This is a genomic window from Nitrosomonas ureae, assembly GCF_001455205.1.
GTDB lineage: Bacteria > Pseudomonadota > Gammaproteobacteria > Burkholderiales > Nitrosomonadaceae > Nitrosomonas > Nitrosomonas ureae.
The window spans coordinates 3189162-3215913 of record NZ_CP013341.1; the positions used below are offsets into that span (position 1 = coordinate 3189162).

Genomic DNA, 26752 nt, shown 5'->3' on the forward strand with positions numbered 1-26752 from the left:
CCCCTTGTAAAAAATAAACTAGTCTAGGTTATTTTTAATTTCAGAAGATTTGTCTTTAATTGCGTCTTTGGCTTCTTCCGCCCGGTTACCAATTTTTTGTTTCGCACATTCAGCATCCGTGCCCATACAAGTTGATTCCTCCACACGATTAACTGCTTTATTAGCATCGCGTTTAATATCATCTTTAGTTGCTTGAGCTTTTTCTGACATTGTTTCGGCTGAATGCGCGGTTGATAAAAATAAGCATACCGCCACTATCAATAATAAATTTAATAGTTTCATTTCAATATATCTCCATAATTTAAAACATGCACAAATGGTGCTTTGTAATTATGCCTGTTTACAGAAGGGCTATCAGTGCGATAAATAACATTGCTGAGATATTATGATTGTGAGCGAGTAAATTACTGAATTATTTGCTTTCTGGAAAATTTGCAAAAGCCGATTCTTTGTCTTTTGATGAATTTAATTCCGCAAATTTTTACGTGTTTTTTCCTGCCTCCCTCACCTTTCACCAAATTTATAGTAGGTTATTGAATTTCGTTGCGGATGTCATAGGCCGATTGTCCTATTTAATTTCTTTCTATTAGGAAGTATGATCGCCTAAGCCATATAAAGAATATGGGTAATAACAATTTGAATTAAATACACTTTAAAATGACAAGAATATTATCTATAACATGTTTTGCGGTACTGTCCTTAATGTTGTCTTCAGCAACGGCTGAAGATCAGAAACAGAAGGCTGAGGTAGCGAAAGAAAAAGCTGAGATTCTAGAAGAAAAAGCTTCGTCTGAAGGAAGCAAAACCCCTCCTGGTCCGACTGAACTTATTACAAAACTACAAGCTCAGTCCGTCGATCCAACAGGCGATGAGCCGATGGACGATGCGATTACTTGCCTTGCACGCACTATTTACTGGGAAGCAAGAGGCACGAGCACTACAGGAATGGAAGTAGTGGCAAACGTTGTGATGAATCGAGTCGGTCATGAGGGATTTCCGGAAACGGTGTGTGGAGTGGTTAAACAAGGTCAGGAGCAAGGTGCTTGCCAATTTTCGTGGTGGTGTGACGGTCGTCCAGATGACGCAAAAGAGGATGAATCCTATACCACTGCAAAGGATATAACCCGCAAGGCTCTAAATCGTCAGCTCAAAGACAGAACAAATGGGGCCTTATATTTTCACCACCGTAAAGTAGTCCCATCTTGGTCTAATGAATATATGAAGACGGTTGAGATTGAAGATTTTCTTTTCTACAAACCAGCTGGCGCAAAAGCTAAGTAGGGCTGCAGGTTGAAATATCGAAATTTCGGCATCTGAGATATGCTAGGTGTTTAGTGTAGCTCATGACTTATTATCCGTCCGCACCACTCCAAGTGAACAAAACACGGCTACAAATATGGGATGAACTATACTTACTTCTATTTACTGTTTTAGTATTGTTCAGCAGATGGCTTTGCTTCAAAATTATTAATTGAAAAAGAATCTCATATTTTCAATTACTTCAGGATGATTCCTACAAGTCGAACAAAGAACTCCGCCGCAAGCAGCAAGATTTCTTATTCTAGCGAGTCGGTTGTTACGTCGAACGGTTTTAGTGAGTATTCAACATCTTTCATATACCAATTAGGAAAGCAAGTCTGTGTTCCAGGGGATCCCTTGGGAGAAAATATGGAGCGATACCAAATGGGCTGCCCCGTTTCTGCCTGTCTGATTTTTATATTACGTAATGAATCACATTCAATTATTAAATAATGAGTTGAATCATTATTATTAATATATTCCAGAACATGCTCATCAGAATCAAAGTCAGTTACTTTTAGAACCGGCGATTCGGTTCCAAGAATATTCTTCACGATGAATCCATCTTCAGACATCGTCATTTCTTGAAGTTGTTCTTTAGTTCCAATCCATGCTTTCCAGTCAGCCATTAAATAACCTCCCTACATTTAACACATTATTTTCCAAATAAGAATATCGTATCTCATTTGGGTACCTCATTGAATATTATGTTGATACCATCACTTTCCCAATATCTGTTAAATGAACTCGGTGGTTTTTATCCACAGTTACAAAGCTGTTGGATTTCAGTTTATTTAAACTTTTTCTTCTACCGACTCCCAGTCTCTATAAACTCTACAACTGTTGCACCTTCACCAACATTTAATAGGTACTTCAAATATTGTTGATATCCATATAACCTATTGATTTTATCTAGTTCCATACAATTCGGATAAATTAGAAATCAACTGCTACCATGCTTTCTCTGTAATCAGCCATTAAATTTTCACTCACATTAATCGTCATTAATTATGTGCGTGCGGGGACAATTCCGTTGCCCTTGCTTGACACCCATTCCTGTGCGCACACTACTTGTTTAATAAAATATTAGTGGTTTCTTCATATTTCTGGCTTGGGCTTCGGTTAACAAACTTGCAATCTTTGAACCTGCTCCCTATCCAAATGCCTCAGTTTCGTATACATGAACGAAAACGATCTCTTTCATTTCTTGGTTAACTCCTTCCAAGCTTCTTCTGTGTAGGGTGTCCATTCATAAGCATTCATAATTGCTGATCTACGCATTCTGCTGATCATGTAGCTTGGCAATATGTAATAAGTTCCCTGATCTGAAACAATTATGTCTGAATCATCATCCTGCGGCATCTGTTCTCTACATTTGATCCAGTTAATTTGCATGATCGTTTTTCATTTCGGTTAAACTTAGAAAAAATCGACCGCAATCGACCGACGTTTGGAAGAGATATAGCTGCTCAAACTTTCCTTGCTCCTCATCCATCGCTTTGAGCTGATTTTGTACATACTGACGAATAGCTTCCTCGTATAGTTGCAACAAAATAGATTTGCGTTTACCGCTTCCCCCAAGAATACTTTCTTTTTATCTCTGGCCAAATACGGAAAAATTTTCGAGCTGATATATTTTTTCTTTTTTCGAGAGTAAGTCCCCGAGATTTTCGCGATGTAGTTAAATCACCTTCTTTTCTCATGCTATAAGGATGTTTTAGCGAAAAAAACCTTGGTCCGTCTCAGTTAAATCCCCTTGAGAAAAAGTGCAGTACCTTATGGGTTCTATAGGGAAAAATAGAAGTTAAAGAATTGGGAGCATTTGAAATCCGGCACAGAATGGCAATCATTCAGAGATCTCAAGTACGCTCAAACACCAGGATTGGACCTGTCAGGACTCATTGACTCAACCGATCCAAGCATCCCATCGGTTATCATTTCATCTCGCTGCATGAAGCACCAAACCGGAAACAACTGTAGCAGCGATGATGCTTCATACTGATCGGTTCTTGCAGACTCTCAATCAATGTTTTCCCCAACGCATAATCGGCATCATCATCAACCAGCGTACACGCATAGACCTTGCACTCGTCGGCATTTTTTACCACCATACGGCTGAAAGCGCACATGAATTTACGCCGGGTCGATTCAGTCTGATAATCCACCATACAGCTTTGTGTAATCTGAGGAGCAGTAATTGTGGTATTGGGAGGATAGAATTCAGGAAACTCAATCCGTGGCAAATCTTCCGGTAAGCCCGCACCGCGAAAAACCTCGGCAAAACACTTGTTCACTTTACTTGCTGGCAAGCCGGCAATTTTCTGATTAGCCACGGACACACTGAATCCCATATCGCTCAAAGCACATAAACCGTCTAATGCCATCGAAAACATTCCTTCACCACGGCCTTTATCGTGCTGATGCGCCAAGAAATGATCCAAACTAACCCGGAAATGCACAGTATGAGAATGTTCACGCAATGATTCCAATTGCGGTAAACGCTTAATCAGTGGTTCCGTAGCGTTGGTCAATACCATGCAAGGGCGATACTGTAATGCATAATCAAGTATGCGCACTATGTCTTTATTAATGAACGGCTCCCCTCCGGTAAAGGAAAATTGCTTAACACCCAAAGCTATCGCTTCGTCAATGAACGGTTTAACATCATCGAAACGCATAAGCTGCAAACGATCATCACCCGGTTTTGATCCTTCCAGGCAAAAAGGGCAAGCCAGATTACATGCGGTACCGGTATGAAACCATAGTTCCTCTAAAGCATGGGAACGGATAAAGCCACGCGGCTTATCATCGTGGGTGACGTACCATAACTTGGAACGGGCATGGAGCTTTTCAGATGCGGATAAGACGGTAGCACTCATGTTCAACAGCACCCGCTGATCTGCTCACCAGTAGTTGCATCAGAAAACGGAATGCCCATGCCACAACCTGGAAAAATACCGAAGTGCCGGTCAAAGCTGCCATAAAAATCGAAATGCTCCCTGAATCGCGTGTCATGCAGCATGCGCCAGGTATTGCCACATACTGGAAATTGCTTATCTGTTTCAATGAAATGATGCTTATCCAACCGGAAGGCATGAGGATAATGAGGAATCGTGCCTCGATATACCACCGATTGCCCATGATCCTCACAAGCCGGTTCCAGATCGCGCAATTTGAATAGTCTATACGTTGCGGAGTAAAAATGAATATTGCCGATCTTGTCTGATAATTCAGGATTATTAATGTCAATTGATCGATCATCGACCAGACGCGGATCAGAGAAACCATTCGCACGCGCCAGTTGCAAAAAGTCATTCCAATATAGCGCACCGCTCAAGCATTCGCCATACAGTACCGGATCATGCGTCAATACCGCTGGAATTCGCCGATCACTGTAGACATCGGAAAAATACAATTCGCCTCCGGGCTTCAATACACGAAAGGCTTCACGTAATACCGCCGCCTTATCCGACGCCAGATTAATAACGCAATTCGATACGATCAAATCCATGCTGGCATCCGCCAATTCAAGTTCGTGCAACCGTTCGATATAGCCCTGCAGGAAACGCACATTGCTGCGTTTGTAACCAAAGGCTTTCTGATGATATTTTTCATGCTGACGTGCAACTGCCAATTGCTCCTCAGTCATATCCACGCCGACAATTCGTCCTTTCTCTCCGACCAACTGCGATAGCACATATACATCTCTCCCGGCACCACACCCCAAATCCAGAATGGCTAATCCCTCCAGTAATTCAGGCAGCACCAAGCCGCAGCCATAATAGCGTGCTCGCACTTCAGCATGCACCCGGTTCAGCAGTGGTTTTACAAAATACGGCAGCCCTGCATCAGTGCAACATGCATTCGTCAATAAATCCTGAGTACCCTTGAGCGTTTCGCCATAATATTTTTGCACGCTCTCTTGCATGATATTCCCTCGCATTGAATGATTTGTACCATTATGTCATTCACGAACCAATTTTAGAACGATATCTTGCGGCAAGTTCCTGCGGTCTGGCGCCACACATAAAATTCCAGGCCAATTTACGATTATGCCAGGTACGCCGCCACCAGCCATCACGCTGCCAACGACGCGAATCTATAAAAATAGGTTCGGACAAAGGCACAAACTTACCACAACGGCGGGCTGATCGCACCAAAGGCACTTCCTCGAATAACGGCCAAGGCGCATGCCCGCCGGTTTGTTGATAAACTGAACGCTTGATAAAAATTCCTTGATCACCATAAGGAACACCGAAACGGCATCGCAGCGCAATCGCGGACTCCAGGATAAAAGCTTGCCAGCCACGCGGTTTGGCAAAGCGGAAATGAAAATACCCACCGATCGCGCCTCGTGCTAACGCGCTTGATATCGCTCGGATTGAATCTGTTGATAGTTGCGCATCCGCGTGCAGAAACCACAGTACATCACCCGTGGCCTGAATTGCGCCAATGCGCAATTGCTGTCCGCGGCAAGGCTCACTCACCAACCGCTGCACCCTGAACTGTTTACAAATATTTAAGCAGCAGGCGCTATTGGCAGCATCAATCACAATAATTTCGCTCGGTTTATTCGGTAATTGCTGCAATTGTCCCAATAAACGCGCTAATTTCCCATCATCATGGTAGCAAGGAATAATGACACTACACTTAACCATAAGGTATTTCTGGAAATGAAACAATCGTATCAACAAGTTCCAGCAACATACGGCGTGCAGGCCGTTTATCCTGTCGCAGCAAACTGCTCAACTTTATCAGATCTTTCAACTCATCGACATCCTGACCTTGTTTTATCGTCGTCACGGATTTTCCTGCATTGCGGCAATTGTCTATCAAAGAGATGCCCAAACGATCGCTGCTCCATGGCAAAACACTCAAGTTTGGCCATGCACATCGATTTGCCATCAGCACAACACCGCCATCCAGGGCTGGGATCAACACGATATCATGATGCTGCAATGCGGCACAGGCCGCCTCATAGTCTAGCGTAGTCAATCCCGGTGCGTCACTGCCGATAAATATTAATTGCTCCCCGCCTTGCACACGCAATGCCCGATCTAGCGCATTGAGCCGCTGCCCCAGATTTCCCATCACCTGCGGCATAACAGTTACCGGAAAATGAGTTGGCAATAATAAGGCCTGCACCCACTCCACATCACCTTGATCGGCGGGGGCAATTACTACCGGACCCGGCCATGCACATGCATCTTCCAGTGCACAGGCCAATAATGCATCAGCAACTTGCCGAGCTGCTTCCACACCTAAGCTCGCAGCCAATCTTTGCTTACCTACCCCGGGAGCCGGTCGCTTGCACAATAAAACAAGGATAACTTTGCTCATGTGGCCATCAAGATAAATTCTATCAATTCAGAGCGTTGCATAAAAAATAAGGAAAATTACATCAAACCACAGCACTATTTAAACATTCCTTCAAAACAATCAAATAAATAAGTTGAGAAATACTATAAATTCGTCGCTCCTGATGCAGAAAATGCAGAATAACTATCTATTACCTGAAAAAGTAGTGTTAGAATTCTGTCGTCTAGTCAATTAACCCTGTTTTAATCATGACATACCGGTTATGCGGCTTTGACGAGATTTGCCCTTTCCTCGCATTTCTTTGAATATGGCAAGTATGAAATAGAAATTATGATCAACTGACCAATTACTACAAAGGATATATAAAATGTTTGAAAGTTTAAAAAATCTGTTAAAACATTTTACAGGCAGTCAAGAATCAGCCTCAGCTACTCCAGGCACCAACACTCAGCATGAAACAACAACCTCATCAGCTACCGATGAAGAAAGTAATGCTCAACACATTACCCTGGGTCAATTCAATTTAGGTATAGGGTCTATTGGGCCTGACAATCGCAACGATATTGATCGGAAAGTTTTGAATGAAATGTATCAAGCCATCGCATCCGGTTTGTTTAATGTTCCAGTAAACGGTTCAGTACCAGAAATATGTGTTGATGGTCGTACCAATAAAAGTGGTTATCGCAAAAGTGCTCCTTGTGCAGCCGGAGGCACATTAAGCATAGTGTACGGTGGTGATCTTGGAAGCAATTCAGCCGCCACTGATATCACTGAAGTACAGTTAACCACACAAACCATCAACAAACTTAAAGAAAAGGGGCGTCAGGCTGGCGTGCATGGCGACGATCATAGTGACTGCGGCTGCGGCGCATGTTCCAAAGCGCCGACAATATATCAACATATCACCGAGCGCATCAATGATCTTGCTTCACTGACTAGTCAACTGGGTATTAATATCACCGGATCAGAAAAAGAATCCATTGTTCAGCAAGCCAAGAATCGCTTAAATCAGGCGGGTTTCTTCGCTGAAAACAGGGCATCCATAATCCAAGCCGCGCAAGATACAGGCGCATCCTATGAAGAGTTAGTAGGGCAACACAATGAATTAGGTATTGCTTTGAATACACGTGTGGGTACAACTGTGGATCGTTCTGCAATTCGTTCGAAATACGGACCACAATACGACGTGTTTGTAGTTGATGCTTGGGCATTCGGCAATGCGGCAAAGGATATCAATTCAACCACTAATGAGGAAGATGAACAACGCATCGCCAAAGCTATCACCCTGCAAAACGTAGCCACTGCCTCCATTCTGGGTCATGGCTCTTTACCCATTATCCCAATCGCATAACTCGCGTTTGTAAATCAATATCGGGACGAATTCTATCTCGAATCACCCCCGTGGCAGACCCACGGGGAACTGTGCGTTGTTGATATTACTTCCTTTTGTATTTTATCCGTTTGTCAATCTCAGAATCAAGATACAAGCGATTTTAAGAAGTTACTTCAAACATTTGTACGACACAGACGGTATGGATCAGGTGTTGGTTTGAGCAAATTGCGCACGCGCGAGCAAATTTAAAATAGCGTCGGCATTACTGCTTGAAAATACTTGTTCCGCTGCCTGCTGCCAAGGCAGCCAGGTATAACTCAAATGTTCTCTGGCCGAGATTTTAATCGGCGTCATGTCCGGCAAACATAAACCAAATACATGCTCAGTGTTGAATCTTACATCAGGTCCATAACGCCAGCGCCATTCTTGGTAAATTTCATATCGGTTTTCAATCTGCCAATCGGTCAATTCATAATCTGCGGAACGAAGCCCTGTTTCTTCAGATACTTCCCGCATCGCAGTCTGAAGTAGTGTCTCTCCGGGATCCTGACTACCTGTAACCGACTGCCAGTAACCTGGATGATCTGCGCGCTCCAACAATAATACTTGCAAATCAATTGTATGAATAACAACTAGCACGGAAATCGGAGTCTTGTACATTAAAACAACGATTATCCGCTACTTGATTTAGTATCCACTTGACGTAAGCGAATATTAAGTTCCTTCAATTGCTTTTCATCAACAGTGCTGGGGGCATGAGTCAACAGGCATTGCGCACGCTGGGTTTTAGGAAACGCAATAACGTCGCGAATCGATTCTGAGCCGGTCATCATGGTTAAAATACGATCCAAGCCAAACGCAATACCGCCATGGGGCGGAGCGCCGTACTGAAGTGCCTCTAGCAGAAAGCCAAATTTTTCTTGCGCTTCTTGTTCGGAAATATTTAAAGCACGAAATACCTTGGACTGGACATCCTGGCGATGAATACGTACTGATCCGCCACCAATTTCGGAACCATTCAGAACCATATCATAAGCCTTGGAAAGCGCCTGGCCGGGATCGGTTTCGAGCAAATCCTCATGCCCATCAGCCGGTGATGTAAAAGGATGGTGCAACGCCTGCCAGCGATTTTCTTCCTCATCCCTCTCGAACATCGGAAAATCAACTACCCATAACGGCTTCCATTCAGATTCGGCATGGCCATGCTGATGACCAACCTTAATGCGCAATGCGCCCAAAGATTCATTGACGATTTTGGCTTTGTCCGCGCCAAAAAAAATTAAGTCGCCGTCTTGAGCCTTGGTACGAGCAAGAATAGATTGAATTGTAGCTTCCGGTAAAAATTTAAGAATCGGCGACTGCAATCCTTCCAAACCATCGGAGAGGCGATTGACCTTGATATAAGCCAAGCCCTTGGCGCCGTAGATAGCAACAAAAGCCGCATAATCATCAATCTCCTTGCGTGACAATTCACCACCCTTAGGCACACGTAAGGCGGCCACCCGGCCATCCGGTTTTTCCGCCGCCTCACGGAATACCTTGAAAGGAACTTCTTTCATGATGTCGGTCAGTTCGGTAAATTCCAGTGGAATGCGCAAGTCGGGTTTATCAGAACCATATTTGAACATAGCCTCGGCATAGGTCAATCGCGGAAATGGATTGGGTAAATCCACATTACTCACATTCTTGAATAGTCCGCGCATCATCTCTTCCATCAAAGACATGATTTCATTCTCTGACAGGAATGAAGTTTCAATATCGATCTGGGTGAATTCAGGCTGCCGGTCCGCGCGTAAATCTTCATCACGAAAACAGCGGGTAATCTGATAATAGCGATCAAAACCTGACACCATTAGAAGCTGCTTGAACAACTGCGGTGATTGCGGCAAAGCAAAAAAATGTCCGGCATTTACCCGTGATGGTACTAGATAATCCCGTGCACCTTCCGGTGTGGATTTGGTCAGCATCGGCGTTTCAATATCCAGAAACCCATGTTGATCCAGAAATATGCGAACCGCCATGGCAACCTTATGACGTAGCCGGAGATTCGATTGCATCGCCGGACGACGCAGATCCAGATAACGATGCTCCAGCCGCACGACTTCACTGATATTATCGTCATCCATCAAAAATGGCGGTGTCAATGAAGTGTTCAAAACCTCAATAGCGGCTACCAGGATCTCGATTTCACCGCTGATCAAAGACGTGTTGAGCGTTCCTTCAGGTCGTCTTCGTACCTTGCCGGTAATTTTCAGTACATATTCATTGCGTATTTTTTCTGCTGTCTGAAATGTTTCCACATTATCGGGATCGCATACCACTTGCACCAGGCCTTCGCGATCACGTAGATCAATGAATATCACGCCTCCGTGATCTCTGCGCCGGTGCACCCAACCAAAGAGAGTTACTGTTTTATCTAGATATTCGGTGTTAATGGCGCCACAGTAATTTGTACGCATAATTGTTTCAAGGGTCTGAGTAATGAGATCGATAATTTCTGGTTTGATCACCGCGATATGATGACGCTCAGGTCAATCAATCAACGGCTGCCGCAGTCGTTGTCGGACTGCTCTCCTTTTTCGCAGCTATATCCGCAGCTACAGGTATTGCTGATGGCGTACTTTCGGTATTTTCCTTCGCAGCAGGTTTAGTCTCCGCTGGTTTCGTCTTGTTTTTAAAATCAGTTACGTACCAACCACTGCCCTTTAATTGAAATCCTGCAGCAGAAATCAGTTTAGTATAATTATTACTGCCGCACACGGGACATACAGCTATGGGTGCATCGTTAATCTTTTGCAAATGTTCTTTCTCGGCACCGCATGAATTGCAAAGATATTCATAAATAGGCATAGAGACCTCCAACAATCCAAAATTGAGAAACCGCAGATTATACCTTAACCTGTTTTGTTTTAAGTATGCAATCACTACGACACGAGAAATCATACTCACCACAATAAATTCTATTTTCTCAATTACCGTTAATTAAGCAGGGCTGGGTACCAAAATTGCCATATTGCCGATGAATTGTGTTTCATTTACCCCTACAGACAGGAAAAACATTATTGCCTGTACGTGACTTTGTTGGATCAAAATTATATATTATGGCCAGAATCGTTTATTTATCTGCCCAATCGCGCTTATCTTCAGGAATATTGCCATGAATCACAATTTATTCAACAGCCTGCATGAATTAAATCTTCCTCATGGAAATCGCGTGAAATATTACTCACTTCCCGCGCTGGAGAAAAACGGTGCCGGGAAAATCTCCCGCCTGCCGATTTCGATTCGCATTGTTCTGGAATCAGTATTACGCAACTATGACAATAAAAAAATCACCGAAGCGCACATCCGTCAATTGGCGAAGTGGAAACCGGATGCTCCCCGGGTGGACGAAATACCGTTTGTTGTTTCGCGCATTGTATTGCAAGACTTTACCGGCGTACCGTTACTGGTGGATCTCGCCGCCATGCGTAGTACGGCAGTCAGACTTGGGAAAAACCCAAAGCTGATCGAACCATTGGTACCGGTCGATCTGGTGGTGGATCACTCGATCCAGGTTGATTATTATGGCAGTAAAGATGCGCTGAATCACAACATGGAAATTGAGTTTTCCCGCAATAACGAACGCTACCAGTTCATCAAGTGGGGCATGCAGGCATTTGACACTTTCAAGGTCATTCCGCCAGGAATCGGTATTGTGCATCAGGTCAATCTGGAATATCTCGCGCGCGGCGTTCATCAAAAAGACGGATTAATATATCCCGATACCTTGGTCGGTACCGACTCGCATACCACGATGATCAACGGTATCGGCGTGGTGGGTTGGGGTGTCGGCGGCATTGAGGCAGAAGCCGGCATGCTGGGACAGCCGGTTTATTTCCTTACGCCTGATGTAGTGGGTGTAAATCTCACGGGGCAGTTGCGCGAAGGCGTCACTGCAACCGATCTGGTTCTGACAATCACAGAAATGCTGCGCAGATCCAATGTAGTCGGTAAATTCGTTGAGTTTTACGGCGAAGGGACGGCCTCATTGACGTTACCCGATCGCGCCACCATCGCTAATATGGCACCGGAATATGGCGCCACGATGGGATTCTTCCCGATTGATGATGTCACCGTCGAATACTTCAAAGGCACAGGACGCAGCGATGGAGAAATCAAAGCATTTCAAACCTATTTCCAGGCGCAGCAGATGTATGGCATTCCCCGCCAAGGCGACATCGACTATAGCAGCGAACTGACTCTTGATCTAAGCTCGGTTGCACCATCTATGGCAGGCCCCAAACGACCACAGGATCGTATTGAGTTGAGCGCGATTAAATCCAAATTTACCGAGCTCTTCAACAAACCCGTTAATGAAAGCGGTTATGGCAAACAAGACGAGGATCTCGATCAACGATACTTGACACGTACTAACCGAGCTCAGGATCCCGAGGTATGCACCCATATCGATTCCGGTGACGCGGATGAGAGCCGACTGTCATCACCAGTTCCCCATAAAATAACAAAAGAGAACAGCCCTTCAACAGCAAACCGTGCGGTACCTGTCGAACGGCGAATGGCATCGCGCAACGTCGCCGAAATGACCAGTAATCGACCCACACCCGATCCGCTCGAATTATCCACGCACAAATTGAATGGCTTCTCGATCGAATTAGGTCACGGAGATGTCCTGATTGCCGCCATCACATCCTGCACCAACACCTCTAACCCCAGCGTGTTGCTCGCCGCAGGGTTACTGGCCAAAAAGGCTGTCGAGAAAGGATTGTCGGTCAGGCATCATATCAAAACCTCACTGGCCCCGGGTTCACGCGTAGTTACCGATTACTTGACCGTTACCGGATTGTTACCTTATCTGGAACAACTGGGCTTTAGTCTGGTCGGTTACGGCTGCACTACCTGTATCGGCAATGCCGGACCTTTAGCCGAGCCGATTGAAGAAGCCATCGTCAAGAATGATTTGATTTGTGCAGCGGTGCTGTCAGGAAACCGCAATTTTGAAGCACGCATTCATTCGAATATCCGTGCCAATTTTCTAGCATCTCCACCACTAGTGGTTGCTTATGCCATTGCAGGCTCGATGCTGAAAGACTTGACCGCCGAACCCATCGGCATCGGTAAAAACAATCAACCGGTATGGCTAAAAGACATCTGGCCCAGCAGTGCGGAAATTCATGCGCTGATGAAATTTGCTACGAATGCGGATACTTTCCGCCAACTCTACAGCAACCTCACCAAAGATCACGAATTGTGGAATAACGTCACTACCGTCACCGGACAAACCTACAGTTGGCCTCAATCCACTTACATCGCTGAACCACCTTTTTTTGAGAATTTTTCGCTGCAATCAGCAACCTCCAGCAACAGCAACGACATCAAACACGCCTTTGCATTGGGCATCTTCGGTGATTCCGTAACCACCGATCATATTAGTCCGGCTGGCTCAATCAAGGATATTTCCCCGGCTGGCCAGTATCTGCTGGAACACGATGTCACTAAAGCAGACTTTAACAGCTACGGCGCCCGCCGCGGCAACCATGAAGTGATGATGCGAGGCACCTTTGCAAATGTACGTATCAAGAACCTGATGATCCCCGGCAGTGAAGGCGGCGTCACACTCTATCAGGGTACAATCGGCGCTGCACCCGAGCAAATGTGCATTTATGATGCCGCAATGAAATATCGTTCGCAAGGCATCCCCACCGTTGTTTTCGGCGGCAAGGAATATGGCACTGGCTCAAGCCGCGATTGGGCCGCCAAAGGCACGCAACTTCTGGGAATCAAAGCAGTGATTGCAGCCAGTTTTGAACGCATTCACCGCAGCAACCTGATCGGCATGGGCGTTCTGCCCCTGCAATTCAAAGACAATGACAACATCGAAGCCCTTGGAATTAAGGGTGATGAACGATTTGATATTTTAGGATTGGACAATCTTCAACCGCAGAAAGATGTCACCCTGGTAATACACAAAAAAGACGGCAGCAGTCAATCAGTGCAGCTGTTGTGCCGCATTGATACTGCTATTGAGGTGGATTATTATAAGCATGGCGGTATTCTGCCTTATGTACTGAGAGATTTGATGAGCTAACCATGAACAGATATATACGCAGAAAAACTTTATTTTTTTGCCTGCAGGGTAAATACATCAACGAGGCAGATCTTGGTCTTGCTGATGTCTTTTTCTGGCGCATCAATCCCAATCACATACCCGGTTAAGGTATCTTCTGTCAGTTTGATGCGAACCATGTGGCGAAATTTCTCGGATCGCGCACCGCCCCCAGCTTCATTATTATGGCAATTAAACGCCAAGGATACCGCCAAATACCAGCCTAGCCAAATACAACCAAATATGGCACCCGACAAAAAAGCCATTAGCAAACGCGATGCGTCGACAACAACAAGCTCGCCTTGCATAGTTGCAAAAAATACGACTATTCCGATCACAATCCAGGCAATCAATAACCCTTGGCCAATTTTTTTCTGAACATCAGCTGAAAATTCCCTGAAAAAATATTGAGACGTAAACAAGTGTCCAGCAATCAATGTTATTGCTATCGCAATACCGCAAATAATCAGCCAGCTTGTCCAATCGACATACAAAGCCAAACACACCGGTATTGAGATTTGCAGGATGGCATGCCAAAGACCTATAGCCAGAAATTTTCCTATATTGGCTTTAGCCACTCCGAGTTTATCCGGTGCAAAAAACGGAAATGCGGCTAAGCCAAGAATTACTAATGACCAGACAACGATGACCAACAAATCAAAACTCATGATCGATGTCTTGTATATGCCATAATGCAGAAAACCCACAGCCATATAAAAGATTCCCATCCCGCTCAATACCCATAAGGGAATAAAATCCAACCAGATTTCTTTTCTGATCCTGGAGCGTTCGAATAAAATATCACTGTAACATCGGATAAGACTGAATATCAGTAGCCCTGCCACACACGACAAACCAATCAAAATAGCCGCCAGGAATGATGGAGGATTCGACTCTCCCGACTCAAGGATCAGAATTAACAAGGGAATAAGCCACAATACAACAGGGATGAGAAATGTTGCCAGACGCCTGTTCCAGATATCCCGTGAATCACTATATTTAACTTTCAATAACTCCGGGATACTCATGAGCCGCCATGCGACCAGAAATGCAACAAACAAAAGGAGGTAAATCAAATCGATCCAATATCCGCTGTGAGTTGCATCGGCATCCGGAGGAGTCAGTGCTATCTGAATGCGCGCCAGAAAGTCCTGACTTCTCCAATCCGGGCGTAAATTGTCGGGAATGAGCTTAAATAAAGACCACGTGCTTTGTGGAACGGTCACTGCAAAATAGGTGATGAAACCAACCATTGCACCAATTAACCACGCATACCCCCCCAGAAAGATCTGCCATGGATTGAGAATCCGCTGTGTCACTTCGCGATGCGAATCCATCTCAGCCGGATACACGCTTTGTTTCTTGATTTCGCCAGCATCAGTATGACTTGGATGCAGAAAAGCGCCACCACCGCCTGCCACCACGGAAGCATAATTGCCGGATTCTCCATTCTCATGGGCATTGCCCCAATAACGCTCATAATGATGAACGTCACCTGAAATATCCAGACGACACTTGTTATGGCTCAGCCTGCCGTCATGCAGAAAACCGGGTTCTAATCCCAATCGTAAAAATAATTCCGCCATGGCAGCATGGCTTGCTGCGCACTTTCCAAATACAGTGCTGGGCTCAGGTGTGGCAACAATTAATTTATCGGGAATTGCATTGCGAAGCGTTTCCTGCACTTCTCTTTTTTTGTTTTCATCAAACAAGCTTCCATCCTGGGTAAGTTTGTCACAAAACTGACTGACAAAGAAAGCCTGTTGACGCTTATCCATCTTGCCTGCTTGTGAATCAAGCCCCCATAGCCTCCAGCCAAAAGGCAAATTTAACCAAACATAGCTTGATTTTTGTTCACGTCTAAAACCATGCAATCCCAATTGAGGATCTGTAAGATCTTCTTGTTCGCGCACAAGAGGATGAATATCTTGCACAATCGGGCGACAGAATTGCCGATTGAAGCCATCCAATGCATCGTAATAATCATGATTAGCAGGGATGCCATAAATTGGGCGTTGGTCTATCTTTTCTCCGGTAGTAACTGCAATATCTTCATAAGCCCAATTGAAAGGTGTCTGAAAGCGTTCTTTCAAGGCAGCAATATCCGCTGCATGATAGGCTGTATCTCCACCGACGAATAAAAACTCACCACGCGGCAGCTGCTGATTAAATTCGCCAGTCTGACTTAATGAAATGGGATGTCCCGGTGTTATCTTTCCATCCTTAAGCCACAATCCGCTCATGCACAAATAGGCAACGTTATAGACTGCGCGCGATCCATCTCCGGTATCGGCAATATAGTCAAACCAGTATTCTTGTTGAGTATCATTGCAGTGAGGAGGTGTAATGGCTTGCGCAAACATCCAATCCCTGGAATCCTGCTTTTTGCCATTTAATAGATAATTTAGAATACTTTCAAGGCTGGCTAGAAGCTCCCTGCCTGCCAACCAACTCACCGGCCGTTTGAATTTGCGCTTTATTCCCATTCAATCGTTGCCGGTGGTTTACCGGAGATGTCGTAAACGACACGATTAATGCCGCGAATTTCATTGATAATACGATTGGAAACCTTGCTGAGTAACGAATACGGCAATTCCGCCCAGTTGGCGGTCATAAAATCCTGAGTTTGCACAGCTCGCAGTGCGATCACGTATTCGTAAGTGCGTCCGTCCCCCATCACACCGACGGATTTAACCGGCAGAAAAACTGCAAAAGCTTGCGAGGTTTTCTCGTACCAGCCAGAATGTTGCAATTCTTCAATAAAGATCTGATCGGCTTGTCTGAGCAGTTCAGCATACTCGTATTTGACTTCGCCCAAAATGCGCACGCCCAACCCAGGCCCTGGGAATGGATGGCGAAATACCATATCACGCGGCAAACCCAGTACCAATCCGAGTTCGCGCACTTCATCCTTAAATAATTCCCGCAACGGCTCGAGCAGTTTCAGATGCAATGTCTCCGGCAATCCTCCGACATTGTGATGTGATTTGATCGTATGCGCTTTCTTGGTTTTGCCACCGGCTGATTCGATCACATCGGGATAAATCGTGCCTTGTGCCAGCCACTTGGCATCATTGATTTTTGCCGATTCACGCTGAAATACCTCGACAAATTCGCGTCCGATAATCTTGCGTTTGGCTTCCGGATCGCTGATACCGGTAAGACTGCGATAGAAATCACGGCTGGCATCGACGTGAATTACTTTAACCGCCAGATTACCGGCAAAGGTTTCTCTCACCTGCCGGGCTTCATTAACACGCAACAAGCCATTGTCGACAAATACACAAGTCAATTGATCGCCAATGGCACGATGAATTAGCGCCGCTGCCACCGATGAATCGACACCGCCGGACAATCCCAGAATAACCTGGTCACTGCCAACCGCAGTACGGATTCTGCCAATCGCTTCCTCGACATAGTCCGGCATGTTCCAGTCGCGCCCCAGGCCGCAAATGTCATGCACAAACCGGTCAATCATCGTTTTGCCTTGCGGCGTATGCGTAACTTCGGGATGAAATTGAATGCCGTAGAAGCGACGCTTATCGTCCGCCATGGCGGCAATAGGCGTAACAGCGTTATATGCTATGACCTCAAACCCTTTCGGTAACGTAATCACAGCATCGCCATGGCTCATCCAAGCATCCAAAATATTGCTTCCGTCCACGCTGACTCGATCTTTAATATCCTGAAACAATAGGCCATGCTGCGTTGTCTGTATTTCCGCATAACCGAATTCGCGCACCGGGGCACTCTCCACCGAACCGCCCAACTGTGCCGCCATGGTTTGCATACCATAACAGATGCCCAGCACCGGCACCCCCAGTTCAAATACAATTTGGGGCGCACGCGGCGTTTCGTCTTCGAAAACCGAAGCGGGCCCACCCGAAAGAATGATGCCTTTGGGGGCAAAAGCCTTGATAAATTTCGCATCGACATCATAGGGATGCAATTCGCAATACACATTCGTTTCGCGGACACGACGAGCGATCAGTTGTGTATATTGGGAACCAAAGTCGAGAATCAGGATTTTTTGATGCATTATGGCGGACCGTTATTTAACGTGATAATTGGGCGCTTCTTTGGTAATCTGAACATCGTGCACATGGGATTCACGGATGCCGGCTGAGGTAATTTCGACAAATTCCGCTTTGTCGTGCATCACTGCAATCGTTTCACACCCCAGATAGCCCATGCTCGAACGCACGCCCCCCATCAACTGATGAATGACTGCAGCAATATTGCCTTTGAATGGAACACGCCCTTCCACGCCTTCAGGAACCAGTTTGTCGTTATTCTTATGTTCCTGATCCTGGAAATAGCGATCGCTGGAGCCCTGCTGCATGGCTGAAAGTGAACCCATACCGCGATAGCTTTTATAAGAGCGGCCTTGAAACAATTCAATTTCGCCCGGCGCCTCCGCAGTTCCGGCAAACAGCCCACCGAGCATCACTGAGTCTGCTCCGGCCGCCAATGCCTTGGCAATATCACCCGAATAGCGGATACCGCCATCGGCGATCATCGGCACCCCACTCCCTTTTAATGCTTCGGATACGTCATGAATAGCGGTTATTTGCGGAATGCCCACGCCCGCGACAATGCGCGTGGTGCAAATGGAACCGGGGCCGATACCCACTTTCACCGCATCCGCCCCATGATCAGCCATCGCTCTGGCAGCCGCCGCTGTCGCGACATTTCCACCGATCACCTGGATCGACGATAGATTCTTTTTAACCCAGGCAATGCGATCCAGAACGCTTTGTGAATGACCATGCGCAGTATCAACGACAATGACATCGACACCGGCTTCCGCCAATGCTAACGCGCGTTCTTCACTACCCTCTCCGACGCCGATAGCCGCGCCCACTCGCAACTGCTCCTGTTCATCCTTACTGGCAAGCGGATATTCCGAAGTTTTGATGATATCCTTCACCGTAATCAGCCCGCACAAATCAAAATTGTCATCGACGACCAAAACGCGTTCCAGACGGTGTTTATGCAACAATTCCCGCACAGCTTCGCGCGTTGTATCTTCTTTGACCGTCACCAAGCGTTTTTTCGGTGTCATGATGTGCTTGATGGCTTGATCAAGATTGGTTTCAAAGCGTAAATCCCGGTTAGTAACGATACCGACGACTTTTTTGCCATTCACCACCGGCAATCCGGATATTTTGTGCCGCCGTATCAGTTCAAGCACTTCGCGCACAGTCATATTCGGATGAATCGTGATCGGATCTTTGACTACGCCGCTTTCAAACCGTTTAACCTGCGCCACATGCGCTGCCTGGGCTTCGATAGACATGTTTTTGTGGATGATACCGATACCGCCTTCTTGCGCCAAAGCAATCGCCAAAGGCGCTTCTGTCACGGTATCCATGGCGGCGGATATGAGTGGGATATTCAAGCTGATGGTGCGTGTCAATTGTGTCGCCAAACTGACATCGCGCGGCAGAACCGTCGAATGAGCCGGAATCAAGAGAACATCATCAAAGGTAAGCGCTTTTTGAGTCAATTGCATAATGACAATCCTTTGCAAAGCGACATTATAGCCAAAAACGGCAACAATTTTCGTGCCAATTCGCCCAAGAATACAGCATATTTCCAGTTAATATGTTTTAATGCACGAAATCTTTAAGGATGCTCTAAGAAACTTGTATCTGCTATTTCGAACACCCTGAGGAATCTTAATCATCGCTGTTATAGATTTTTCGCCCTACTCGAAATGGCGTTCGCTCGGAACTTCCTTAAGTTGCCTAAATACGAAATCGATGTATTTCAGATCTATTATTTTTCTGGAGCATGCAATGAGAATTGTTGTATTTACTGTGACTGCCTTGCTATTTAGCGCTTCCGTCAGTGCGCAGATTTACAAATGGGTGGATGAAACCGGCAAAATACATTACACCGACCAACCCCCTCCTCCTCATGTGAATACAAAAGAACAGCAATTAAACATCAACACAGCACCGGCGGCCGGCAGCCACCCAGGCAACCCATCAAATGCCTTATCTGATGAACGGGAAGAATTTGAGAAACGCAGGAAGCAAAGACAAGAGAACGAAGCGAAAGACCAGGCACAAGCTGAAATAAACAAAAAAAAATGCACGGAGGCTCAGACTCAACTTAGAATGTACGCCGACTCACCCCGCTTAACGATTCCCGACGGTGCGGGTGGAATTGTCTATGTGGACGATGATCTGCGGCAAAGGAGGATTGATGACGCGAATAAAGCAATCGCCACATTCTGTAGATAATCAATACTCTTAAATTAAATGGTTGCAACTATTGGCAAACTAATTGCTGTTTTACTTTTCTTGCTAACAGGTACTTCAGTTCCGGCTGAAGTACCTGTTTCATATTCTGGATCGGGCAGCTATTCGTCCAGCAACACTGGTGTCTCCAAGCAAGAAAGCTCAAGGCCCGGAATGCTATGGCAAATTCGGCCTGGCGAAGATATTTTACAGATTGCACGTCTGATATTTCCTGACGCTACCCAGGCCCGCAAGAACCTTGTCCACGCTATTATACAGAACAATCCGGAACATTTTCCGGGCGGTGTATATCGAGCCATACCAGCCGGAACGACACTCCACATCCCGGATTTAAGAACGATCAGCGCCTATGCCAAACCTGCAACTCAATCACGACAAAGTGGATCGAAAAAAAATCCAACCCAACGCGAATCGCAAGAAACAACCCAAGAATCCGCTCAGTACCAACACAAAGATCACCAATTGACCCTCACTCTGATTACCCAATTAGAACGAATTGCTGATGGCGAAGTCAATCAACTCAATCTGCTGACCCGGCACGTTGAATCAATGGAAACGCAGATTGCCGCAATACAATCTTTGTTGTTATTGAAAGTCGCGAGCGCGCAAGAAAAGCAAATCGAAAACGTTGAGTTTATTGCGGAGACCGAGCAAGAACCCCAAATAATTGCAATAATACAACCCGAAGACAACACATCTCAGATAAATCCCGTCATTGTCACGGCGGAAGACATCGTGCAGCCGATTGAAAATTCAGTACCCTCGAATGACTTCAATGCGGTTTCATTAGATGTGGATTTATTTTCGGACACCACTTTCCTTTTTGGGGTTTTACTAACTTTATTGATCATCCTTATGATGTTACGCAGTCATAAAAAGATTAAAGAAAGATTTATGCCCTCCCCGGATGAATCATTGACTAGCGCACGGCATCGTTATGCAGAAGTTTTACTGCAGCATACAGAAAAAATTATTCAATCCGCAGAAAATTCTCCTGATACGCGCGATCAGACAGCATCTGCGGCACATGCATTCACCGAGCAGGAAACACCCGAGGTTACTATTGAATTATTACAAAAACAATTGGCAACCAATCAACATGACATACCTACCTGGTTGATGTTATTCGAAGTACTGTACAAATCAAACAATAAACGGGATTTCAAGAAAAACGCACGGCGCTTCAAGAGAATGAAAATATTTCCTGACATATGGCGGCAAATTCAGACCCTCGGAAATCGGCTCGAACCTAATGAATCGCTTTATTTTGATGAACAAAAACGCCGAGAAAAGTTTTTCTCTGATACATCAGAAGCCAGTTAACAGGCCGTTGAGAAACGTTCTCGAGGCAGCTGATGCAAGGCAAAAACAGGCTAAAAGCGTAGTGTATGCTTAATAAATGAGCATTTTGAGCCTATCTTTAACACCGCAGCGGCAACGCAGATAATTTTTCAACGGCCTGTTAAAAGCACAGTAAGAAAATCTGTAGCACTGATTCCAAAGACTTCTCACTGTACCGGGTCCGTATACTATTTTCTTACGAAGCTCTGAGCACTGACTATTTCAACAATAAACTTTCCAATGCTCTTGCGTGATTCCATTGGCCGTGAAACAACAATCCCTTTTTCTCCGGGGTGCGATCACTGGTCCAGGTGATATGATTGCCATCCGGCGTGAACACCGGCAGACCGTCGAAACCTTCCTTATCGGTCACGCGAACAGGTTCTTTCTGTCCGTCGATATCGACAATATACAATTCAAAATTGCGATGCCCGTGTAAATTGGTCGCAAAAATAATGTACTTGCTGGATGGGTGATAAAAAGGCGCCCACGACATGACATTCAGACGCGTGATTTGCTTCTGATCGGTACCATCGATATTCATGGTGAATATCTCCGCTTCGCGACCGCTTTCCGAGAAACGCCGCCATACAATCCGTTTTCCATCGGGACTGAAGAACGGACCACCATCGTAACTTTGTGTGTGCGTCAGCCTTTTGACGTTGGAACCATCGGCGTTCATTATGTAAATATCGATCATCGAAGCTGGATTGGCTTTAAACAACGCAGCTTCCTCGTCGGATAACTCGCCGCTATAGGCGCGGCGATTAGAAGCAAACGCGATCAATTTACCGTCCGGCGACCATGACGCTTCGGCATCGTAACCCAGCGTGTTGGTCAGATTCCGCATGTTTTTCCCGGAAAAATCGGTCTCGTAAATATCGTAAAATTCATCATAATCCCACGAATAAGACCTCTGCTCGCCGGATTTGCGGCGTTCAATCTCCGCAACCATCTTAGCTTTGGCCTCCGCATCCTCGTGAGTCGATGAGAACAATACTTTCTCCTGCACCGGATGTACCCACGCACACGTGGTTTTGCCCGTGCCTGGAGATACCTGTTGTACTGCACCGCTGTTAATATTTTTCAGAAAAATCTGATAAAACGGATTATCATCCGCCACTTCCGCTTGGTAAATCATCCACTTCGAGTCCGCGCGGTAGTATGCCTCCCCGGCGCGTTTCTCCTTGACGGAAAGCTGGTGTTCATTGGTGATGAAATCAAATACACCGGCATGGGCTGTTGTCAAAAAAAACAAGAATAACAACAAACTATAAAATGTAATTTGTATAAAATTTCTCATAAAATTAAAAATACCTTGTAACCGAATAAATAGAAAACATTTAAACATAGGCACAAAAGGAAAGTAAACCCTCAATGCGATAGAATGCAATGAGCGGTAACACATCGCTTTATCCAAAGCTCAAATTTATAAACCACCCCATAGATTTAAATAAAGAATGCAAAAATCAATTAACTTCGGCATCGCATGTATTTTTATTGTTGGTTACCTGTTTTGCAGCATGATCGCATCCGCTAGCGCCTCAACTTTCCATCACCAGATGAAAATCCAATTGTCGCCGGATACTTCCGAGATCCGTGTCAAAGATCGGATTCAAATCCCTGATCAGGTACGCAATGCAAAAGACCCGGTGCAGCTTGAATTCTTTCTTCATGCGAGCTTGACGATTACTGATGTGCAGGGTGCGACCATCAGGACAAATGGAAATCCAGTCGCGCTGAAATCCCGTTCCATTTCAATCCGCCATTACACGGTCACATTACCGCCGGATCAACAGACATTCACGCTGCAATTCAATGGCAAGATCCATCACGCGCTTCAAGGGCCAGGGCAAGAGTATTCGCGTAGTTTCGGCTCCACACCGGGTGTGATTTCACCGGAAGGTGTATTTCTGGCCAATTCCAGCGCATGGTATCCGCGGTTTGGCGATGCATTGGTATCGTTTCAATTGGATATTCAACTGCCGGCCGACTGGGATGTGGTAAGCCAAGGCACGTTATTGCGCGAGCAGCAAACGAATGCGATGCAAAATGTCGTGTGGGAGGAAAAACAGCCGCAAGATGATATCTATCTCGTCGCCGGACGCTATCAGCGTTACACGCAATCCGCCGGCGCGGTGAATGCCCTGGTTTATTTGCGCAACCCCGATCAAGCATTGGCGCAAAAATATCTGGATGCAACGGCGCAATACATTGCCATGTACAACAAACTGATCGGTCCGTATCCTTACAGCAAATTCGCGCTGGTCGAAAATTTCTGGGAAAGCGGCTACGGCATGCCGTCGTTCACGCTGCTCGGCTCCAAGGTGATTCGCTTTCCGTTCATTTTGCATTCGTCGTATCCGCATGAAATTCTGCACAACTACTGGGGCAACGGTGTGTTCGTCGATTACGCCAAAGGCAATTGGGCGGAAGGATTGACCGCTTACCTCGCCGACCATCTGATTAACGAACAACGCGGCAAAGGCGATGAATACCGCCGTGATGTGCTGCAAAAGTACGCGGATTTTGTCAGCAAGGAGAAAGATTTTCCGATCATCCGTTTTGTATCGCGCCATAGCGCCAGCTCGGAAGCGGTGGGATATGGAAAAACCATGATGTTTTTCCACATGCTGCGCCAGGAATTGGGCGACGAAGCTTTCACGCGCGTATTGCGGCAATTTTATAAGCAGTTCAAATTCAAACAGGCAACTTTTGCAGATTTGCTCGCAACATTCAATGCAACTACCGATCAGGATTTTTCGCAGCAATTCGACCAGTGGGTACACCGCGCCGGTGCACCGGATCTGGTGCTGCGCCATGCGGAAACCGAACCTACTGCGCAAGGATTCAAGCTTATTCTAACGATCCAACAAACCCAAGCGGGCAACCCATATCGATTGAAAATACCGCTCTCCATCACGCTGGAAAATGATGACATGGCAGTGGAATCGCATATTCTCGTCGACCAGCGCACTCAAACCGTCGTCCTGGAATTCGCTCACCGTCCGGTGCGAATCGACCTTGATCCGCATTTCGATGTATTCCGCCGTCTGGATAGCCGCGAAATTCCCTCGGCGTTATCTCAAGGTTTTGGTGCGCAAAAACCCTTGCTGATTTTGCCCGCACGGGAGCATCCGTCTATTTTGGCAGCGTACCGCAGCCTGGCCACAAACTGGCAGAAAACGCAATCGAGCCCCCTGGAAGTCATCACTGACGATAAACTGCGAACGTTACCTGCAAACCGTACCATCTGGATCATGGGGTGGCAAAATAAGTTTACCGATTCCGTTACCCAAACCTTGGCGGATCGCGGTGTTACCTATCAGAACAAACAATTGCAGCTGAATCAAAAAAACTATCCGCTGACGGATCATGCTGTAGTGCTGACAACCCGGCAACCGTCCAATGCGGATAAAACACTGCTATGGGTCGCTGCCGATAATCCCAAGGCAATTGCCGAATTGGCCAATAAATTGCCGCACTACCGCAAATACAGCTATTTGGTGTTTAAAGGCGACGAACTGGTCAATATTGACAAGGGACAATGGCCGATCACGCAATCGCCGCTATCACTACCAGTGCAGCAAAAAGACGGCTACGTTCTTCATAACGCACATACCACACATGCCGGCATTACCAAGCCACGCCGCGCATTGGCGGAACTGCCGCCGGCCTTTTCCGAAAACCGCATGATGGCGGATATTCATCATCTGGCGCATGAATCGTACAAAGGCCGCGAACTCGGCACCCCGGAATTGGACGAAGCAGCCACCTATATCGCCAAACAATTCCAGCAAATCGGCCTGCTGCCGGGCAGCGATAGCGGCAGTTTTTTCCAGACCTGGCAACAGGATGTCGGCCTACCGAAAGGCAACATCACCTTGCGTAACGTCGTCGGTATTCTACCCGGCACCAACCCGCAGCTCGCCGGACAAAGCCTAGTGATCGGCGCACACTACGATCATCTCGGCACCGGCTGGCCCGATGTACGCGCCGCGCATCAGGGCAAAATCCATCACGGCGCGGACGACAACGCCAGCGGCATCGCGGTGATGCTGGAGCTGGCGCGTCAAGTGGTCGGCAAATGGCAACCGGAGCGCACCATCATTTTCGTCGCATTCACCGGAGAAGAAGCGAATCTGCTCGGCTCCAAACATTACGTCCGTAACAACGAATCATTCCCGGCCGAAAAAATTATCGCCATGCTTAATCTGGATACCGTCGGACGGCTTGAGAATAATCCGGTCACGATATTTGGCACCGGAACCGCACGCGAACTAGTGCATGTTTTCCGCGGCGCCGGGTTTTTTACCGGCGTCCCGGTCAACGCCGTGCAAGACGACTTCGGCTCCAGCGACCAAGCCGCATTCATCCAAGCCGGCATCCCGGCGGTGCAATTCTTCGCCAGCGCGCACGAGGACTACCACGCCCCCGGCGACACCGCCGATAAGATTGATTCCGCAGGATTGGTCAAAGTCGCCGCAATTCTCAAGGAAGCCACCGAATACCTCGCCAACCGTATCGAACCGCTCACGGTCACGTTATCATCAACTCCCGCACCAACAAAAGAATCCAAAGAAAAACGCACCGCCAGCCTCGGCACCGTCCCGGATTTCTCCTACCCAGGCGAAGGTGTGCGCATCGACAACACCCTCCCCAGCTCCCCGGCACAACAAGCCGGACTACAAACCGGCGATATTCTGATTCAACTGGCCGGGCAACCGATCAGCGATTTGGCGTCATATACGGCGATTTTGCGCACGTTGAAGGCGGGGGAGAAAGTAGAATTGCAGTTTCGGAGAGATGATGCGGTAATGGTGGCTGAAGTGGTGTTGGTGGAACGGTAGCAGCCTAATTGCTGAATCCGAATCGATTGGAATTGTCGAAGCTGCAACCGAGTCGCCCAAGAAAGCTTGTCATCAAAAATAATAGGGTGTTACCCTATGAAATATTAGCTTTTACATGCTTAAACGATCATGCTGACTTTAATCAATTTATTAATTCATTCTTAAATGCATGATGATAGATAATCTTTTTTGTGACTACACGACAAAATCGGCAAAATTATTCGACAAAATGTCT

At 46.4% G+C, this 26752-nt stretch carries 20 protein-coding genes; 6 read left to right on the forward strand and 14 right to left on the reverse strand.

Annotated features, from left to right (window positions below; all coding sequences use genetic code 11):
* Positions 1-18: 18 nt before the first annotated feature.
* Positions 19-282 carry a hypothetical protein gene (locus tag ATY38_RS14760; RefSeq protein ID WP_062559954.1) on the reverse strand — a complete coding sequence of 88 codons (264 nt, stop codon included), beginning with the start codon at positions 280-282 and terminating at the stop codon, positions 19-21.
* Positions 283-657: 375 nt separating this feature from the next.
* Here ATY38_RS14760 and ATY38_RS14765 point away from each other — a divergent pair, with 375 nt between their 5' ends.
* On the forward strand, positions 658-1281 hold the full coding sequence (locus ATY38_RS14765; protein ID WP_062559955.1) for a cell wall hydrolase: 624 nt from the start codon (positions 658-660) through the stop codon (positions 1279-1281).
* A 275-nt stretch (positions 1282-1556) separates the two neighbouring features.
* Here the strand turns inward: ATY38_RS14765 and ATY38_RS14770 are convergent, their stop codons facing one another.
* The 6 genes from ATY38_RS14770 to ATY38_RS14795 form a co-directional block, all read right to left on the reverse strand.
* Positions 1557-1928 (reverse strand): hypothetical protein, encoded by a 372-nt coding sequence (locus tag ATY38_RS14770; protein ID WP_062559956.1) that lies wholly within the window; start codon positions 1926-1928, stop codon positions 1557-1559.
* A gap of 571 nt (positions 1929-2499) precedes the next feature.
* Positions 2500-2694, reverse strand: a complete 195-nt coding sequence (locus ATY38_RS14775; protein WP_062559957.1) for a hypothetical protein — start codon at positions 2692-2694, stop codon at positions 2500-2502.
* A 539-nt stretch (positions 2695-3233) separates the two neighbouring features.
* The gene (locus ATY38_RS14780) at positions 3234-4178 is read right to left on the reverse strand and encodes a radical SAM protein (protein ID WP_062559958.1); all 945 of its coding nucleotides are present in this window, start codon (positions 4176-4178) and stop codon (positions 3234-3236) included.
* A 2-nt stretch (positions 4179-4180) separates the two neighbouring features.
* A complete protein-coding gene (locus tag ATY38_RS14785) occupies positions 4181-5227 on the reverse strand; it encodes a methyltransferase domain-containing protein (protein WP_062559959.1) in 1047 nt (348 codons plus the stop codon).
* Positions 5228-5267: 40 nt separating this feature from the next.
* Positions 5268-5957: a TIGR04283 family arsenosugar biosynthesis glycosyltransferase gene (locus tag ATY38_RS14790; RefSeq protein WP_062559960.1), complete on the reverse strand. Its 690-nt coding sequence runs from the start codon at positions 5955-5957 to the stop codon at positions 5268-5270.
* A complete protein-coding gene (locus ATY38_RS14795; protein ID WP_062559961.1) occupies positions 5950-6639 on the reverse strand; it encodes a TIGR04282 family arsenosugar biosynthesis glycosyltransferase in 690 nt (229 codons plus the stop codon). Before ATY38_RS14795 ends, ATY38_RS14790 begins: the two co-directional genes overlap by 8 nt.
* Positions 6640-6985: 346 nt before the next feature.
* Between ATY38_RS14795 and ATY38_RS14800 the strand changes: the two genes are divergently transcribed.
* Positions 6986-7969, forward strand: a complete 984-nt coding sequence (locus tag ATY38_RS14800; protein ID WP_062559962.1) for a cadmium-containing carbonic anhydrase — start codon at positions 6986-6988, stop codon at positions 7967-7969.
* Between the two features lie 186 nt (positions 7970-8155).
* Here the strand turns inward: ATY38_RS14800 and nudB are convergent, their stop codons facing one another.
* From nudB to ATY38_RS14815, 3 genes are all read right to left on the reverse strand, one after another.
* Positions 8156-8611, reverse strand: a complete 456-nt coding sequence (gene nudB / locus ATY38_RS14805; RefSeq protein ID WP_062559963.1) for a dihydroneopterin triphosphate diphosphatase — start codon at positions 8609-8611, stop codon at positions 8156-8158.
* An 11-nt stretch (positions 8612-8622) separates the two neighbouring features.
* Positions 8623-10410: an aspartate--tRNA ligase gene (gene aspS / locus ATY38_RS14810; RefSeq protein ID WP_062560236.1), complete on the reverse strand. Its 1788-nt coding sequence runs from the start codon at positions 10408-10410 to the stop codon at positions 8623-8625.
* Positions 10411-10486: 76 nt separating this feature from the next.
* The gene (locus tag ATY38_RS14815) at positions 10487-10801 is read right to left on the reverse strand and encodes an FmdB family zinc ribbon protein (protein ID WP_062559964.1); all 315 of its coding nucleotides are present in this window, start codon (positions 10799-10801) and stop codon (positions 10487-10489) included.
* Positions 10802-11108: 307 nt separating this feature from the next.
* Here ATY38_RS14815 and ATY38_RS14820 point away from each other — a divergent pair, with 307 nt between their 5' ends.
* Positions 11109-14039 (forward strand): aconitate hydratase, encoded by a 2931-nt coding sequence (locus ATY38_RS14820; protein ID WP_062559965.1) that lies wholly within the window; start codon positions 11109-11111, stop codon positions 14037-14039.
* Positions 14040-14068: 29 nt separating this feature from the next.
* Here ATY38_RS14820 and ATY38_RS14825 read toward each other — a convergent pair whose 3' ends face one another.
* The 3 genes from ATY38_RS14825 to guaB are packed head-to-tail and all read right to left on the reverse strand — an operon-like array spanning position 14069 to position 19572.
* The gene (locus ATY38_RS14825; RefSeq protein ID WP_062559966.1) at positions 14069-16543 is read right to left on the reverse strand and encodes a hypothetical protein; all 2475 of its coding nucleotides are present in this window, start codon (positions 16541-16543) and stop codon (positions 14069-14071) included.
* The gene (gene guaA, locus ATY38_RS14830) at positions 16534-18096 is read right to left on the reverse strand and encodes a glutamine-hydrolyzing GMP synthase (RefSeq protein WP_062559967.1); all 1563 of its coding nucleotides are present in this window, start codon (positions 18094-18096) and stop codon (positions 16534-16536) included. Before guaA ends, ATY38_RS14825 begins: the two co-directional genes overlap by 10 nt.
* Before the next feature lie 12 nt (positions 18097-18108).
* A complete protein-coding gene (guaB, locus tag ATY38_RS14835) occupies positions 18109-19572 on the reverse strand; it encodes an IMP dehydrogenase (protein WP_062559968.1) in 1464 nt (487 codons plus the stop codon).
* Positions 19573-19858: 286 nt separating this feature from the next.
* On the opposite strand from guaB, the gene ATY38_RS14840 reads away from it, so the two are divergent.
* On the forward strand, positions 19859-20308 hold the full coding sequence (locus ATY38_RS14840; protein WP_062559969.1) for a DUF4124 domain-containing protein: 450 nt from the start codon (positions 19859-19861) through the stop codon (positions 20306-20308).
* 18 nt (positions 20309-20326) lie between these two features.
* Positions 20327-21649, forward strand: a complete 1323-nt coding sequence (locus ATY38_RS14845) for a type IV pilus assembly protein FimV (RefSeq protein WP_062559970.1) — start codon at positions 20327-20329, stop codon at positions 21647-21649.
* Positions 21650-21884: 235 nt separating this feature from the next.
* Here the strand turns inward: ATY38_RS14845 and ATY38_RS14850 are convergent, their stop codons facing one another.
* Positions 21885-22970, reverse strand: coding sequence for a TolB family protein (locus ATY38_RS14850; RefSeq protein WP_062560237.1), 1086 nt, complete (start codon positions 22968-22970; stop codon positions 21885-21887).
* Between the two features lie 157 nt (positions 22971-23127).
* Between ATY38_RS14850 and ATY38_RS14855 the strand changes: the two genes are divergently transcribed.
* Positions 23128-26517 (forward strand): M20/M25/M40 family metallo-hydrolase, encoded by a 3390-nt coding sequence (locus ATY38_RS14855; RefSeq protein WP_062559971.1) that lies wholly within the window; start codon positions 23128-23130, stop codon positions 26515-26517.
* Positions 26518-26752: the final 235 nt, after the last annotated feature.